This is a genomic window from Chryseobacterium sp. P1-3, assembly GCF_000738495.1.
Classification (GTDB): Bacteria; Bacteroidota; Bacteroidia; order Flavobacteriales; family Weeksellaceae; genus Chryseobacterium; species Chryseobacterium gallinarum.
Window position 1 is genome coordinate 136,487 of record NZ_JPEQ01000005.1, and the last position, 14,941, is coordinate 151,427.

Annotated in this window: 16 protein-coding genes and 2 pseudogenes; 12 read left to right on the forward strand and 6 right to left on the reverse strand. The window is 36.5% G+C overall.

Annotation, left to right across the window (positions count from 1 at the left end; genetic code table 11):
* Nucleotides 1-85 precede the first annotated feature (85 nt).
* From HX13_RS25430 to HX13_RS07510, 6 genes are all read right to left on the reverse strand, one after another.
* Entirely contained in the window at nt 86-220 is a 135-nt protein-coding gene (locus HX13_RS25430) for a hypothetical protein (RefSeq protein WP_262483507.1), read from the reverse strand.
* 131 nt (nt 221-351) lie between these two features.
* Complete coding sequence (locus HX13_RS23780; protein WP_238555150.1) at nt 352-894, reverse strand: GLPGLI family protein; 543 nt, start codon at nt 892-894, stop codon at nt 352-354.
* A gap of 150 nt (nt 895-1,044) precedes the next feature.
* Complete coding sequence (locus tag HX13_RS07495; protein WP_050020586.1) at nt 1,045-1,323, reverse strand: hypothetical protein; 279 nt, start codon at nt 1,321-1,323, stop codon at nt 1,045-1,047.
* A gap of 140 nt (nt 1,324-1,463) precedes the next feature.
* Nucleotides 1,464-1,934, reverse strand: coding sequence for a YciI family protein (locus HX13_RS07500; protein ID WP_050020587.1), 471 nt, complete (start codon nt 1,932-1,934; stop codon nt 1,464-1,466).
* A 36-nt stretch (nt 1,935-1,970) separates the two neighbouring features.
* Complete coding sequence (gene pncB, locus HX13_RS07505; RefSeq protein WP_050020588.1) at nt 1,971-3,149, reverse strand: nicotinate phosphoribosyltransferase; 1,179 nt, start codon at nt 3,147-3,149, stop codon at nt 1,971-1,973.
* A 93-nt stretch (nt 3,150-3,242) separates the two neighbouring features.
* Entirely contained in the window at nt 3,243-3,719 is a 477-nt protein-coding gene (locus tag HX13_RS07510; RefSeq protein WP_050020663.1) for a Dps family protein, read from the reverse strand.
* Nucleotides 3,720-3,904: 185 nt separating this feature from the next.
* Between HX13_RS07510 and HX13_RS07515 the strand changes: the two genes are divergently transcribed.
* The 12 genes and pseudogenes from HX13_RS07515 to HX13_RS07570 all read left to right on the forward strand — a co-directional run bounded on the left by HX13_RS07515 (nt 3,905) and on the right by HX13_RS07570 (nt 14,907).
* Nucleotides 3,905-5,035 (forward strand): hypothetical protein, encoded by a 1,131-nt coding sequence (locus HX13_RS07515; RefSeq protein ID WP_128572262.1) that lies wholly within the window; start codon nt 3,905-3,907, stop codon nt 5,033-5,035.
* Nucleotides 5,036-5,043: 8 nt separating this feature from the next.
* A complete protein-coding gene (locus HX13_RS07520) occupies nt 5,044-5,256 on the forward strand; it encodes a hypothetical protein (protein ID WP_128572263.1) in 213 nt (70 codons plus the stop codon).
* 19 nt (nt 5,257-5,275) lie between these two features.
* Nucleotides 5,276-5,518 carry a hypothetical protein gene (locus HX13_RS07525; RefSeq protein WP_050020591.1) on the forward strand — a complete coding sequence of 81 codons (243 nt, stop codon included), beginning with the start codon at nt 5,276-5,278 and terminating at the stop codon, nt 5,516-5,518.
* Between the two features lie 151 nt (nt 5,519-5,669).
* The gene (locus HX13_RS07530; RefSeq protein ID WP_238555151.1) at nt 5,670-6,281 is read left to right on the forward strand and encodes a hypothetical protein; all 612 of its coding nucleotides are present in this window, start codon (nt 5,670-5,672) and stop codon (nt 6,279-6,281) included.
* A 75-nt stretch (nt 6,282-6,356) separates the two neighbouring features.
* On the forward strand, nt 6,357-6,599 hold the full coding sequence (locus HX13_RS23785; protein ID WP_238555152.1) for a hypothetical protein: 243 nt from the start codon (nt 6,357-6,359) through the stop codon (nt 6,597-6,599).
* 170 nt (nt 6,600-6,769) lie between these two features.
* Nucleotides 6,770-7,183, forward strand: coding sequence for a 30S ribosomal protein S12 (gene rpsL, locus HX13_RS07535; protein WP_002983146.1), 414 nt, complete (start codon nt 6,770-6,772; stop codon nt 7,181-7,183).
* Between the two features lie 23 nt (nt 7,184-7,206).
* A pseudogene (rpsG, locus tag HX13_RS07540) lies at nt 7,207-7,684 on the forward strand (30S ribosomal protein S7).
* A gap of 6 nt (nt 7,685-7,690) precedes the next feature.
* Nucleotides 7,691-9,810 (forward strand): annotated as a pseudogene (gene fusA, locus HX13_RS07545) (elongation factor G).
* A gap of 17 nt (nt 9,811-9,827) precedes the next feature.
* Nucleotides 9,828-10,133, forward strand: coding sequence for a 30S ribosomal protein S10 (gene rpsJ / locus HX13_RS07550; RefSeq protein ID WP_002661363.1), 306 nt, complete (start codon nt 9,828-9,830; stop codon nt 10,131-10,133).
* A gap of 430 nt (nt 10,134-10,563) precedes the next feature.
* A complete protein-coding gene (locus HX13_RS07555) occupies nt 10,564-11,418 on the forward strand; it encodes a leucine-rich repeat domain-containing protein (protein WP_050020593.1) in 855 nt (284 codons plus the stop codon).
* A gap of 549 nt (nt 11,419-11,967) precedes the next feature.
* On the forward strand, nt 11,968-14,157 hold the full coding sequence (locus tag HX13_RS07565; protein ID WP_238555153.1) for a TonB-dependent siderophore receptor: 2,190 nt from the start codon (nt 11,968-11,970) through the stop codon (nt 14,155-14,157).
* Nucleotides 14,158-14,415: 258 nt separating this feature from the next.
* Nucleotides 14,416-14,907 (forward strand): low affinity iron permease family protein, encoded by a 492-nt coding sequence (locus tag HX13_RS07570; protein WP_050020595.1) that lies wholly within the window; start codon nt 14,416-14,418, stop codon nt 14,905-14,907.
* Nucleotides 14,908-14,941: the final 34 nt, after the last annotated feature.

Consider the following 14,941-nt stretch of genomic DNA (forward strand, 5'->3'; position numbering starts at 1 on the left):
TCATTCTTTAGGCCGGGATTTTGAGGAAGGTCCCGGCCTTTTTGTTGTACCAGAATTCAAAAAGAGCTGTAATGGCTCACTATATTTATTTTTCAGGGACGGATTCTATTGGATTATTATTATCATACATTTTTCTGATGGCTTTTTCCTGTTCCTTCAGAAACTCACTCAATGTTTTTCCATCATTGTAGGGCTTATTCATCATATCTTCCGGAAACATGCCGCGTAGGCTGCTTAACGGATCTTTTTTTATAGGCTGTTTGTACTTTTAAGAACTTTTCCGGGGTGATTTCTATGAGCTTTTCACTATTGGGAAGCTGTTTTTCAGCCAAAGAAATTTCGCTGTAATTTTCAATTTTTTTTATTTCCTTTCAATGTCCAGGAATAATTCTGAGAACTATCACTGATTCTAACGATCAATCCTGGCAATCCGTAAAATTTATAAGGCCCGTCCTGAAAAGGAATGTCTTTTGAAAACCATGCGGTCCATTTTCTTCCTCCGAAGTCGACTTCTGCTTTTTGTGTATCATATTCCCCGATTTTTTCTTTTTCCGGAAGAATCTTCCATTGCAAAGTGGTAGATAAAGGATAAGAGAAATTGGCCTCCAGGAGGTATTCCTGGTACTTCTGCTTCATAGAAGGATATTCTTTAATGATCTTATAGGGTATAGAAGGTTTTTTCAAAGAGGCTGAAAGATCATAATACACCCCGTTTTTTTGCCGGGCTTCAATCTTCGCTGAGATTAAAGAATCCTGTGAATAATAAGTATAATCCTGATATATTGATCCTTTATCGGTAATATCCAATATCGTATATGCTTTTTCTGTTACTTTTGAATTCTTTTGAGGCTTAAAAATCAGCTCATAAAAAAAATCTGTTTGCTGTTTGGGCATTCAGGAAGAAAGGAATAAAGATAATATTTAGTAGGAAGATTTTCATAAGATTAATCAGTCTATATATTTTTCTGTTAAGTTATACAGCGGGAGGTTAAAAATAATATAAAAGTGAGCCATATGACTCACTGTATTTTAAATGTTCAAGATTTATTCTATGGGTACTAAAAGTCCGGGATCAATGGGACCAATGGGACCGATAGGGCCAATAGGTACATTTGGGCCGCAGAATCCGGTTTCAAGCATACATTTTCCTCCCATACAGGAATAACCGGTCATGGAAGTTGTGCCGTTAGGACATTGAACCATAGCTTCACCATAGCGGCTGCAATCTCTGTTGGAGTAGCATTCTAAAGCAGGATACAAAGTTCCTCCGGAAACATTTTTCAATTCTTTTCTTGAAAGTTTTGTTACGTTCATTTTTTTCATGGAATTAATTTTTTATGTTGGTAATAATTAGTGGGTAAATGGGTTAATGAATTGTTTACGTAAGCTAAAATAATAAAAAAAATCAACTCATTATAGGTTAATGGGTTGATTTTTAATTTTTTATGATTTTAAATAAAACATTACAGATTTTCTTTTGTTATCTCTTTATGGTGTTTAAGATATAATGGAAGTGCGGCAGAGCCGTACCAGGGAAAAATCTCATAACTGAAAATGCCGGCCTGAACCGCGGGATCTGTCTTTACCCATTGTTCCGCCTCTTCTTTTGATTGAGTATTGAAGATAAACATACCACGGTAGTTTTCTTTATTCTTTTCTAAAAAAGGACCTGCTACAATCACTTTTCCTTCATCAGCCAATTTCCCGATATTAGTCATATGACCTTTCATCAGTTCCGCCATTTTGGTTTCATCTGCAATCTGTGTTGCACCGGTTGTAAGCATTACAATAGTATAACCTTTCATCCCGTATCTGTCGGCTCCAAGCGAAGTGGCCAGTTCCTGGTTGAATTTTGACTTTTCATTGGCCTTTTTCTGAGCAGAAGATAAACTGAACGTCAGAATACTGAGGATTACATAAAATTTTACTTTCATAACAATAACTTTTATTATAGGATCTGTAACCGGATTCTAAGCTTTTATTCTTAAGAACTCTTTAGCCAGTTCGATCATTTTAGGATCTCCCGTATATTTTCCATGTTCGTCAGAAAGTTTTACCGTAGGAATCCATTCTTTATTGGGAGCCTGTACTCCAATCAATTTCATTACAATATTCATGGGTTTTAGTCCTACATCATTGGTAAGGTTGGTTCCTATTCCAAAAGAGATTCCTATCTTTCCACGGCAATAATTGGTGATTTCTTCTACTTTTTCCAGATTCAGCGCATCTGAGAAAATAATGTATTTAAACATTGGATTAATGCCGTTTTTCTGATAGTGAGCAATGGTTTTATCGGCAAATTCCAAAGCATCCCCACTGTCATGACGGACACCGTCAAACAGTTTAGCAAACTTTTTGTCAAACTGCTGGAAGAAAACATCCGTCGTGTACGTATCGGAAAGAGCCACTCCCAGATCCCCCCTGTAGACATCCACCCAATGTTCCAGTGCCAGTTCATTGGCCATTTTGAAACCATACTCCGCTGCATGGAACATAAACCACTCATGAGCATGGGTCCCTATAGGTTTTACCCCGTATTTCATGGCAAAATGAACATTGGAGCTTCCTATAAAAGTAGAATCTTTTTTCTGGGTTAAAGCTTCCATTACCAGGTTTTGAACTTTGTAAGAATGTCTTCTCCGGGTTCCGAATTCTGCAAAGGTCACCCCAAGCCTTCCCAATGAATCAGCCTTTTCTATGGTTTTGCTCATAACTACCCCGTTGGAATCTCTCTCCATATGATTCATTTCGTAATGAAGCTCGCTGATCAGCGCCAATAAAGGAACTTCCCAAAGAATAGTCCTGTACCAAAGCCCCTCTACCACTACAGAAAGATCGCCTCCTTCCTGATGAATCTTTACTTCAGACGGATCATAATGGTAGCCTTCAAGAAAATCCAGATAAGGAAGGTCGATATAAGGGCAGGTTCTCGCCATGAACTTTTTCTCATCCTTGGTTAATTTAAGCTCTGCCATTTTATTGACAGCTTCCTTCAACGCTACATCAAAACCTTCCGGAAAGTGATGTTTCCCTCTGTTGATAAATTCATATTTTACAATAGAATTAGGAAAGAGTTTCACCACTGCATTTTGCATGGTTATTTTATAAAAGTCATTATCTAGAATAGAATTCAGTCTCACGTCATTCATAATATGTGTAATTTTAACGCAAATATAAAAAATAAAAATAAAATCGCCTAAATGTAAGGCGATTTTTTTGAAATATTCCGATGATGTATCGATTTACTTTCCTAAATACGAGTTGTACATCCAAACTTCTTTTTCCTGTTCAGTGATGTAGTCGCTCATCTGAGAGTTGGTCCCTTCATCCCCGGCTTCATCCGTAATATCTAAAAGTTCCCTCTGAAGATCAATCACTACTTTAAATGAGCTTAGAATTTGTTCAACACTTTTATTTCCGTCAGTTACTTCTTTGCTTTCCTTGATGGTAGCTACTTGTAAATAATCTGAATAATTATGTGCCGGAGTTGCCCCAAGTGTAAGAATTCTTTCAGCAATTTCATCGATCTTTAAAACTAAGCTGTTATAAAGCTCTTCGAACTTTGGATGAAGCGTGAAAAACTGATCTCCTTTAATATTCCAGTGAGAGCCTCTTGTGTTCTGATAAAATACGGAATAATTAGCTAACAGTACATTCAGTTTTTCTGCGATTTTCTTACAGTCGGCTTCTTTAAGGCCGATAATACTAGCGTTTTTCATATGTATATATTTATTTTTTAGGTCAACGTGATCACCGTTTTCTGTCTGTAGCAGGGTACAAAAGTTAAAAAAAATGGTGATTTTATTTAAGTCAATCATTTGCCTGTAACAAATTTAGAAAATATTATGCCGAATACGGTTGATTATTAATAGATGATAACTATAAGAAAATTTTTTAAAATAGTTTGGAAGTATTAATATTGCAGATGATGAAAACCTTTCTGATAACAGCAGCTGTTTTTTTTGGAGTTTGCCTGATCTATATCCTGATCATGCTTTCTTCTACCGATAATTATTTTACTTATCTTTTAGACGATGCTTATATTCATATGTCAATTGCCAAGAATTTTTCCACTTATGGAGTGTGGGGAATTACCAGATATGCATTTTCATCATCTTCCTCATCTCCTGTTTTTACTTTTATTCTTAGTGTTTTAATTGCTGTTTTCGGGAACCAGATTTTGATACCGCTGATTTTTAATTTAATTACAGCCGGTTTTCTTATTTTTTTGCTCAATAAGTATTACATCCATTTTTTTGGTCGGAAACCAATTGTTATTGTTGCTAGTCTGTTTACTCTTTTTCTGGCGGTATTGCATGTACAGGTTATGACCGGGATGGAGCATATCTTACATGCACTGATGGTTGCAATCAATATATATTACTTTCAGCAATGGTCGGAAAGCCATTTTAAAAACAACCGTTTTTCTTATGGTTTTTATACAACCATTGCACTATTGGGGTTGATACGTTTTGAAAGTATGTTTTATTTCGTGGCTCTTGCTTTTGTTTTTTTTATTACCAAGAATGTTAGAAATGCATTGCTTGTCCTTATTTTAGGTTTTGCACCTGTTTTTGTCTTTGGCTATTTTAATTATGGCAAAACGGGGTATTTTCTTCCCAATTCAGTTGTCTTAAAAGGCCCTCTGTTGGATTTATCAGGAAATATGGGTAAACAGATCATAGAAATTTTTGTTGAAAGAATCCTTATTAACCTTAGTTTTTATAAAATAGGCCTCTTCCCGTTGCTGATCAGTATAGCTTTAGTGGTTAAAGATTATAAAAAGGGAACCGGTCTGCAAAAAATTATTTTACATCATTTTCTTATTATAGCCTGGTGTCTGGTTTTATTAATGCATAGTATATCGGGGCGTCTTACAGGTATTTTCAGGTATGAGGCCTACCTTTTAGTTGCTTTTTCTATGATTTTAATTCCGAAACTGAAGCTTTTTTTTAGCACATCCTCTGGCTGCATTGAAAGCAGAGAAAGTAATTGGTCTTTTTGTTGTTGCCAATTTCATATTACTTATCTATAAATCCGGATATGCCCATCTTATCATTTCCAACGGTAGTGCCAATGTGTATCAACAACAGATACAGTCTGCAAGATTTTTTAAAGAAATATTATAATAATTCTAAGGTGGTTGCCAATGATATAGGGGCGATCAGCTATTTTACCGATATTCATTTACTGGATTTTATGGGGTTGGGGTCTAACGAAATTGTACATTTCAGAGCTAATACTAAAAAAGCTTGATGAAGATTTTTATGGCTTTTTGTCCCAATATTCTGAAAAGGAGAACTATAAACTGGCTATAGCTTATGAAGAATGGCTGGATTGGCAGACTCCTGAAAACTGGAGAAAAGTGGCGCGTCTGGAAATAAGTGGAAGAAATCTGGTCCTTGGGGAAAAACATTTGTTTATTTATTCTATTGATCCCCGAATTCATGATTCGCTGAAACAAAATATAAAATCTTTCCGGTGGGACAAAAATGTAAAGGTTACCCTGTTGGAATAAGTGGGAGGCTTTATATATAAGGTGTGAAATTTCCCTTGTTGTTGAATTTTTAAGAAATAGATAATAATCTGTTAACAAAAACTCGGATCCTGTTTTCCTAGCTTTGCACTCAAAATCCACAAATATAAAAAAGCTATGAAAAAAAATCTTCATGTATTTAATCCTGTCAGTTGCTGTTTTCTCATGCAGCAATGATAAAGACGAAACAATCAGAATTGAAGAAAAGTATCAAACAAAAAATGTTGTTCTTTTAGTTGTTGACGGACCCCGTATTTCAGAAACCTGGGAAGCGCAGGGTAAGGAGAATATTCCCAACAGGGTTGCTCTTTTAAACCAGGGGGTGTTTATCAGCAATTTTAAAAATAACGGAACCACGAATACCAACCCGGGGCATAGTGCTATGTGTTCGGGAGTATATGAAAATATCAAAAATGATGGAACTGAATTGCCAGGGTTCCCATCTGTAATGCAGCAATGGCTGAAGTTTACCGGTGCGGATAAAACCAAAGCCTGGGTAATTGCATCAAAAGATAAGCTGGAGGTTTTGAATGACTGTAAACTTGCAGACTGGAAAGGCAAATTCCAGCCTAGTACTGATTGCGGGGTGAGTGGAAACGGATCAGACTATCGTGATGATGTTATTACCATGACCAATACAAAAAAAGTAATGAAAGAATATAGCCCGAATATTATCGTAATCAATCTTAAAGATGTAGATCCTACGGACACGCTAATAATTGGAATGAATATATTAAGGCTATAAAAACCACTGATGCTTCAATAAAAGAAATCTGGGATTATATTCAATCACTTCCTGCCTATAAAGACAAAAACGACTTTGATTGTTTCTAACGATCATGGAAGACATCTTGATGCTAAAGGCGGGTTTAAAAGTCACGGAGACGGCTGTGAAGGATGCAGGCACATCGAATTTTTTGCAATAGGGCCGGATTTTAAAAAGAATACCATCATTACTACCGGAAATTACGAGCAGATTGATATTACCAGTACTATTGCCGAGCTTCTGAGATTCCCTTTACAATATGGAAAAGGAAAAGTAATAAAAGATGCCTTTAAATAAATAAAAAATATTTTTCTACCAGCCTTCATGATTTTAAACCGTTTTAAATCATGAAGGTTTTTGTTAGTTATGGAGACAAATAAAAATATTGTGAAGAAATAAAAATACATAACTGCTTGTCAATTAAAAAAATATTATTATTTTTGCAGCCTAAAATAAAAAGCAATTAAATGCCTACTATTCAACAATTAGTAAGAAAAGGAAGAGCCACGCTTGCCAAGAAGAGCAAATCGGCTGCCCTTGATTCTTGTCCACAAAGACGTGGTGTATGTACGAGAGTATATACGACTACACCTAAGAAACCTAACTCAGCACTTAGAAAAGTTGCAAGGGTAAGACTTTCTAACGGTAAAGAAGTGAATGCCTATATCCCGGGCGAAGGACATAATCTTCAAGAGCACTCGATAGTATTGGTTAGAGGCGGAAGGGTGAAAGACCTACCGGGAGTACGTTACCACATCGTAAGAGGTGCATTAGACACAGCTGGTGTAAATGGAAGAACACAGAGAAGATCTAAGTACGGAGCTAAGAGACCTAAACCAGGACAAGCAGCTGCTGCACCTGCAAAAGGAAAGAAAAAATAATCATTAAATAAGGTACAGAAACAATGAGAAAGACAAAAGCGAAAAAAAGACCGTTGTTACCAGATCCGAAATTTAATGATCAATTGGTAACTAGATTCGTAAACAATTTAATGCTTGACGGTAAGAAGTCAATCGCATTCAAAATTTTCTATGATGCATTAGATATCGTAGAAACTAAAAAAGGAGATAGTGAAAAAACTGCACTTGAAATCTGGAAAGACGCACTTACAAATGTAATGCCTCACGTAGAAGTACGTTCCAGAAGAGTAGGTGGAGCTAACTTCCAGATTCCTATGCCAATCAGAGCTGATAGAAAAATTTCTATGGCGATGAAATGGTTAATCAAATATTCTAAAGCCAGAAATGATAAGTCTATGGCTTTGAAATTAGCTAACGAAGTTGTAGCTGCTTCAAGAGAAGAAGGTGCCGCTTTCAAAAAAGAAAACAGATACTCACAAAATGGCGGAAGCTAACAAGGCTTTCTCACACTTCAAATTCTAATCTGAAATGGGAAGAGATCTTAAATATACAAGAAATATTGGTATCGCTGCTCACATTGACGCAGGTAAGACTACCACTACAGAAAGAATTCTATTCTATACAGGTAAAACTCACAAAAATTGGTGAGGTTCACGAAGGTGCATCTACGATGGACTGGATGGAGCAGGAAGCAGAAAGAGGGATCACCATTACTTCTGCTGCCACTACTTGTACTTGGAATTTCCCAACAGATCAGGGACAAAATTTACCTGAAACTAAAGGATATCACTTCAACATCATCGATACACCGGGACACGTTGACTTCACCGTAGAGGTAAACAGATCTTTAAGAGTATTAGATGGTCTTGTATTCTTATTCTCTGCGGTAGATGGGGTAGAGCCTCAGTCTGAAACCAACTGGAGACTTGCGGACAACTATAAAGTTGCTCGTATGGGATTCGTTAACAAAATGGACAGACAAGGTGCTGACTTCCTTAAACGTTTGTAAGCAAGTAAAAGAAATGCTTGGATCTAACGCAGTTCCAATCGTTCTTCCAATTGGTGCAGAAGAGGATTTCAAAGGAGTTGTTGACTTGATCAAAAACAGAGCTATCGTATGGGATGAAGCAGGACAAGGAGCAACTTTTGAAGTAGTTCCAATTCCTGAGGACATGAAAGACGAAGTTCTTGAATATAGAGAGAAATTAGTAGAAGCTGTAGCTGACTATGATGAGACTTTGATGGAGAAATTCTTCGAAGATCCGGATTCAATTTCTGAAGAAGAGATCAACGAAGCATTAAGAAAAGCTACTATCGACCTTTCTATCATTCCAATGACTTGTGGTTCTTCTTTCAAAAACAAAGGAGTACAGTTCATGCTTGACGCTGTTTGTAAATATCTTCCTTCTCCAATGGATAAAGATGATATCAAAGGAACAGACCCAAGAACTGACGCTGAGATCACAAGAAAGCCAGATGTAAACGAACCTTTCGCTGCATTAGCATTTAAGATTGCTACTGACCCGTTCGTAGGTAGATTAGCATTCTTCAGAGCTTATTCAGGAAGATTAGATGCTGGTTCTTATGTATTGAACACCCGTTCAAACAACAAAGAAAGAATCTCAAGAATCTATCAGATGCACGCTAACAAGCAAAACCCAGTAGAATTCATTGAAGCTGGAGATATCGGTGCAGCTGTAGGATTTAAAGATATCAAAACAGGAGATACCCTATCTGATGAAAAGAACCCAATCGTTCTTGAATCTATGATCTTCCCGGATCCGGTAATCGGTATTGCTGTTGAACCTAAAACTAAAGCTGACCAGGATAAAATGGGTAACGCTTTAGCTAAATTGGCAGAAGAAGATCCTACTTTCACAGTGAAAACTGACGAAGCTTCCGGACAAACTATTATCTCTGGTATGGGTGAGCTTCACCTTGACATCATCGTTGACCGTATGAGAAGAGAGTTCAAAGTAGAAGTTAACCAAGGACAGCCGCAGGTAGAATACAAAGAAGCTCTTACTCAAAAAGCTAACCACAGAGAGGTTTACAAAAAGCAATCTGGAGGTAGAGGTAAGTTCGCAGATATCGTATTCGAAATCGGTCCAGCTGACGAAGGTAAGACAGGTCTTGAATTCATCAACGAAATTAAAGGGGGTAACATTCCTAAGGAATTCGTTCCTTCAGTTGAAAAAGGATTCAGAGAAGCAATGAAGAATGGTCCATTAGCTGGATTCGAAGTTGAATCAATGAAAGTGACATTGAAAGATGGATCTTTCCACGCGGTTGACTCTGACCAGTTATCATTCGAATTAGCTGCTAAATTAGGATTCAAAGAATCCGGTAGAGCTGCTAAAGCTGTTATCATGGAACCAATCATGAAACTTGAGGTAGTAACTCCTGAAGAATACATGGGTGATATCGTAGGTGACCTTAACAGAAGAAGAGGTACTGTAAACGGTATGGATGACAGAAACAATGCTAAGGTAATCAAAGCTTTCGTTCCACTTTCTGAAATGTTTGGTTATGTAACTTCATTAAGAACATTATCTTCTGGTAGAGCTACATCTTCTATGGAGTTTGAAAGATATGAAGCTGCTCCGCAAAACATTGCTGAAGAAGTAATCGCTAAAGCTAAAGGTTAATATTAAATTAGATTAAAATGTCACAAAGAATCAGAATAAAACTTAAGTCTTACGATTACAATTTGGTAGATAAGTCTGCAGAGAAAATCGTAAAAACGGTAAAGGCTACTGGTGCTGTTGTAAACGGACCCATTCCATTGCCAACCAATAAGAGAATCTTCACTGTGTTGAGATCTCCGCACGTAAACAAGAAAGCAAGAGAGCAGTTCCAACTTTCCGCTCACAAGAGATTGATGGATATCTACTCTTCTTCTTCTAAAACTGTTGATGCTCTAATGAAATTGGAGTTACCTTCAGGTGTAGACGTAGAAATTAAAGTGTGATACTTGCATACTTTGCAATGATTATAGAATCCGTTCCTTTTCAGGAGCGGATTTTTGTTTTTAAAACTTATTTTTGTATTTAAGCTAAGATTATAACTAATTTCTATGAACCAACAAATAAAAAAGAACGGCAGAATCATTTGGAATTTACTATGACAGCTTTTATTATGAAACCAATAGTTCCGGAGAAGTTATTGAGCTGGAGCTATATGAGCCGGAATATAATAGACTTACTGATGAAGACAGGGCAAACCATCTGCGTTTTGCGACAACATTCGATAAACTTGAAAGCCTTGAAATTTCCTTTTACGATTATGAAATTACCGACCTTAGCTTCCTGTCCGGTCTAAAAAAACTTAAATACCTGTCGATAGATTGTAATTCGCAATTTTTTAACCTGAGCGGTTTCCTTCACCTGACGGAGCTTGAGATGCTTCATATCCAGGGATCAAAATTAGAGTCTATAGCAGGTATAGAATTATTTCATAAGCTTGAATATCTGAGTTTGGGATATAGTAAAATTAAAGATATCAGCCTGCTTGCAAAATTATCAGCTACTTTAAAGGGAATTTATTTAAGTGATAATCAGATTACAGATATATCATGTTTTGCTTTGTTACATCAACTTGAATATTTTCATGTATCCAAGAATTATATTTCCGAAATCCCTGATCTGACCGATTTAACTGATCTGACTGAAATAATGGTAGATGATAATCAGATCAGTTCCCTTGAAGGTTTGAGTAATTTGAAAAAGCTTACAAAACTTGAAGCAAGTGGTAACAGACTTACTAATATTGATTCGCTTACCAATCTTCCCGCAATTCAGGAGCTTTATTTGAAAAACAATCTGATTTCTGATATTTCATGTCTTTCCGGCCTGCAGACACTTGTCAATCTTGATATTTCAGATAATAAAATTGAATCTTTAATTTCCGTAAGCAGCTTGAAAAAACTCAATTTTTTAAGCTGTAATAATAATGCGATTAAAGATTTTGACAAGACCCAACTAAGTTCCTCCATAAAGTTTTTATATCTGAATAATTGTGGCATACGTGACATTCGATTTTTGAACAGACTGGCAGAATTGAGCACATTGTATTTAAATGATAACCATATATCAGAATTTTCATCTTTTAAAAATACAGGCTGCTTAAGGTATTTGTCTTTAGAGAATAATAATATTGCGGAACCATTCTCTCTTAATGATTATCCTAATATTCATATGGTTTCTCTTTCTGGTAATACATTTGGTAATAAAAAAATTTGCTGTAAATCCGTCTGATAGATCTGTAGGAACAATCAAAGAGCTTTCAGCAATGAGTAATCATTCCACATCGGATAAGGTAACCCATGAACTTGATAAGGGACCTTCAGACTTTGTGTTCAATAAAGTTAGGAATGAACATCACCCTTTTATAAAAGCTGTGAGAATAGCTCTTCTTGTTTTTCTCATCGTAATGCTGATAATCATAGTCAAAGCAATTGGTTTTGGCTTATAAATGTTATCGTATGAATATCTTTAGTGTTTCCAGTTATACCTTTAACAACGTTCTTTTGACACCATAAAACTCCCCTTTTTTTATTTTCTAGCTAAAAGATATATTTTACGTACTAAGTTAAATTATAATTATAGTCGTTTATATGCTTGCGATAAATTCAGAGTTGATACTATGATATTGATTTTTTTTTGTAGGTGACATATGTCATCCGACTTTCTTTATTTAGAATCAATAAAAACAATAAATTTGCAAAAAAATTATCAGATGAATAAAGTAGTATCCTTTTCTCTGCTTGTATTGGGTGGGGTTTTTTGTAAATGCACAGAAAGTAAATGATTCAATTAAGCATAAAAAAAATTGAAGAAATAGAGCTATTTGGAGACAGAAAAAAACAACCGGAGGGCTTAGAGGCTATTACAAGGCTGCCTTTGAAAACTAGGGATCAGATTCAGAGTATTTCTGTCATCTCCCATAAAGCAATTGAAGAGTTAGGAGCACTTACCGTTACCGATGTTGCTAAAAATGTACCGGGGGTTACTTTATTCTCCAGCTATGGAGGAGGTAGTGAAAGTATGTCAATCAGAGGGTACAGAGGAGTTCCTGTTTTAAAAAACGGAGTTCAGATGGATTCGGATTTCCGTACAGCCGGAATGATGACTGATATGCAGGGAGTAGAAAGCATTCAGGTGATCAAAGGATCTGCGGCAGTAAGCCAGGGAATAGGAAATGGTTTAGGCTCTGCAGGAGGTGTAATCAATGTAGTGACCAAAAGACCTCAGTTTATTGATCAGACTAATATAGGATTTCGTTATGGAAGCTGGGACTTTTACAGACCTACACTAGATTTCCAGAGAGTATTGGATTCTCAGGGGAAAGTAGCCGTAAGATTCAATGGAGCTTATCAGAATAACAATTCATTCAGAAGTCATGTTTCAGGCGAAAGAATTTATGTAAACCCATCAGTAGCATTCCGCCCGGATGATAAAACTTACATCAATGTTGAGCTGGATTATTTGCATGATAAAAGAACTCCGGACAGGGGAACCATCAATACGGCTCCGGGAGATGTGGAAGCACTATACCATATGCCGAAAGGTAAATTCTTAGGATATTCTTCGGATTATTTAAAAACACAGACTTATAATTTTGCTACTACTGCAGTAAGGAAACTTACCAATAAATTGAAGGTAAGAGCAGCTTTTGTAAACTCTGTTACCAATACAGATAATCTGGCTTCTTCCATTGCATTGCCAAAAGGAGAAACCAATTACAATATAAGACAGCGTACCATTGGAAGGTCAGAATCAGAGGATATCAATAGAGTATTGCAGCTGGACTTCATTGGTGAGCAAATTAAAACAGGCATCATCAACCATACCTTCCAGGTTGGGTTTGACTGGCGCGAAACAGAAACCTCTTCAGTAGGATATAAAATTTATAAAAACTCTGTTTCCCCTGAGAATCTTCTTAGCTCTGCTGCTCCGGTTAATGGAAAACCTTTTACTTCTGTTCCGCTTGATCGTTTTGATGTAGTGAACGGGACAATTCCAAATGAACTTCCGTTCAATCTTGTATTCCAGAGCTTAGACCGTTCCAATCCTATTATGACTCCAAGTATTGGGGCAATGGCCCAGGATGTGATGTCAATCGGGAAATATGTAAAAGCACATTTGGGTATCCGTTATAGCAGGCTTAATGGTTCATCGAGCCAAACGGTAGATGCATGGAATCCGTCTTTGGGATTAATTGTTTCCCCTATTGAAAATATTAATGTTTTCGGATCATATACCACCACCACTTCATTGAGGGCTGCCAATAATATTCTACAGGCAGGCGGATTTGTCGGAGCATCAAACACAAAGCAATGGGAGGCGGGAATTAAATCAGATTGGTTTAATGAGCGTTTGAGATTTAATGTTACATGGTTCGATATTAATACAGAAAATTTATCCTTCCAGATATTGGATGATTCTTACCAGCCGATCAGAGATGCCAACAATAATGTGCTGTATGGGCTGGCCGGTAATTTAAGAAGAAAAGGTTTGGAAGTGGAGCTTATCGGAAGAATCTTACCGAATCTGCAGGTAATGTCAGGATGGGCGTACCTTGATGCCCAATATCAGGACAGCCCGGCGTATGTAAACGGTTCAAGACCTATGAATGCCCCGAAACATACAGCCAATGCATGGTTGAACTACAAATTTAACAGGGGAATATTGGATGGCCTGGATCTGGGTGCCGGGATTTATTATGTTGGCAGCCGTCCGGTAGATGAATGGACTCAGAAAACATTTACAGCAGCCCATGTGAATAGTGTACAACCCGGGGTAAAGCCATTTAATATGCCGGAATATACAACGGTAGATGCCCAGGTAGGATATTCTTTGAAAAATGGTATGGGAGTACGGGTATTCTTTAATAACATCTTTGACGCTGTGGGATATAGTTCTTATTTCCGAGGTGGATATATCGATCAGATTCAACCTAGAAACTTTGCCGTACAGGTAAACTATAAATTTTAATAAATGAACAGGCCTTTATAGCCACTCTTATATTAACTTTTTTTAATTATTCATATCAATTTTAATTTTGGAAACATTAAGGCAGTAAACTGTCTTAATGTTTTTTTTATATGGATACTCTATGAATATCAATCTAAAGTGATTTTAAGCTATTTTGATTCCTCTTTTCAGTTTTATGTTCCTCATTTTAATTTTATTTTTTGAATTCATGTTAATTTTATACATTTATTAATAGAAAAATAAATATTATGAATCGGAATAATAATAATTTTTTTTGAAAAATTTTCAAACTGGGCCGTAAAATTTACCGGGAGTGCCAGTGCTTTTATAGGAGCAATGCTTATTGTGGTAATTTGGGGTATTTCAGGGCCTCTTTTTAACTATTCCGAGACCTGGCAGCTTGTCATCAATACCGGAACGACCATCATTACCTTTCTAATGGTTTTCCTGATTCAAAAGGCACAAAATAAAGATTCGAAAGCCATACAGATCAAGCTGAACGAGCTCCTTGCTGCCCATGAAAAAGCCAGCAACAGAATTGTAGATATTGAGGAGCTTACAGAAGAAGAACTGGATCAGATTCATCATTATTATGAAAATCTGGCACAATTTGCCAAGAAAGATGCCGATATTCATACCTCGCATTCCATTGATGCTGCACAGAGGAACCAGGATTACAAATATGAGTTCTTTAAAAAGAAACATGAGGAATGGCTGCAAAAGCAGGAACAACAAAAAAAGGAATCTTAACGATTCCTTTTTTATAAGCCTTTGCCTATCTTAT

Excerpts from the sequence above, each read along its gene's own strand:
- HX13_RS23780 (WP_238555150.1), bottom strand. The coding sequence starts at position 894 with ATGCCCAAACAGCAAACAGATTTTTTTTATGAGCTGATTTTTAAGCCT.
- HX13_RS07520 (WP_128572263.1), top strand. The coding sequence starts at position 5,044 with ATGCCCATCTTATCATTTCCAACGGTAGTGCCAATGTGTATCAACAAC.
- HX13_RS07565 (WP_238555153.1), top strand. The coding sequence starts at position 11,968 with ATGATTCAATTAAGCATAAAAAAAATTGAAGAAATAGAGCTATTTGGA.
- rpsJ (WP_002661363.1), top strand. The coding sequence starts at position 9,828 with ATGTCACAAAGAATCAGAATAAAACTTAAGTCTTACGATTACAATTTG.
- rpsL (WP_002983146.1), top strand. The coding sequence starts at position 6,770 with ATGCCTACTATTCAACAATTAGTAAGAAAAGGAAGAGCCACGCTTGCC.
- HX13_RS07510 (WP_050020663.1), bottom strand. The coding sequence starts at position 3,719 with ATGAAAAACGCTAGTATTATCGGCCTTAAAGAAGCCGACTGTAAGAAA.
- HX13_RS07555 (WP_050020593.1), top strand. The coding sequence starts at position 10,564 with ATGCTTCATATCCAGGGATCAAAATTAGAGTCTATAGCAGGTATAGAA.
- HX13_RS07495 (WP_050020586.1), bottom strand. The coding sequence starts at position 1,323 with ATGAAAAAAATGAACGTAACAAAACTTTCAAGAAAAGAATTGAAAAAT.
- HX13_RS07530 (WP_238555151.1), top strand. The coding sequence starts at position 5,670 with ATGTATTTAATCCTGTCAGTTGCTGTTTTCTCATGCAGCAATGATAAA.
- HX13_RS07500 (WP_050020587.1), bottom strand. The coding sequence starts at position 1,934 with ATGAAAGTAAAATTTTATGTAATCCTCAGTATTCTGACGTTCAGTTTA.
- pncB (WP_050020588.1), bottom strand. The coding sequence starts at position 3,149 with ATGAATGACGTGAGACTGAATTCTATTCTAGATAATGACTTTTATAAA.
- HX13_RS25430 (WP_262483507.1), bottom strand. The coding sequence starts at position 220 with ATGTTTCCGGAAGATATGATGAATAAGCCCTACAATGATGGAAAAACA.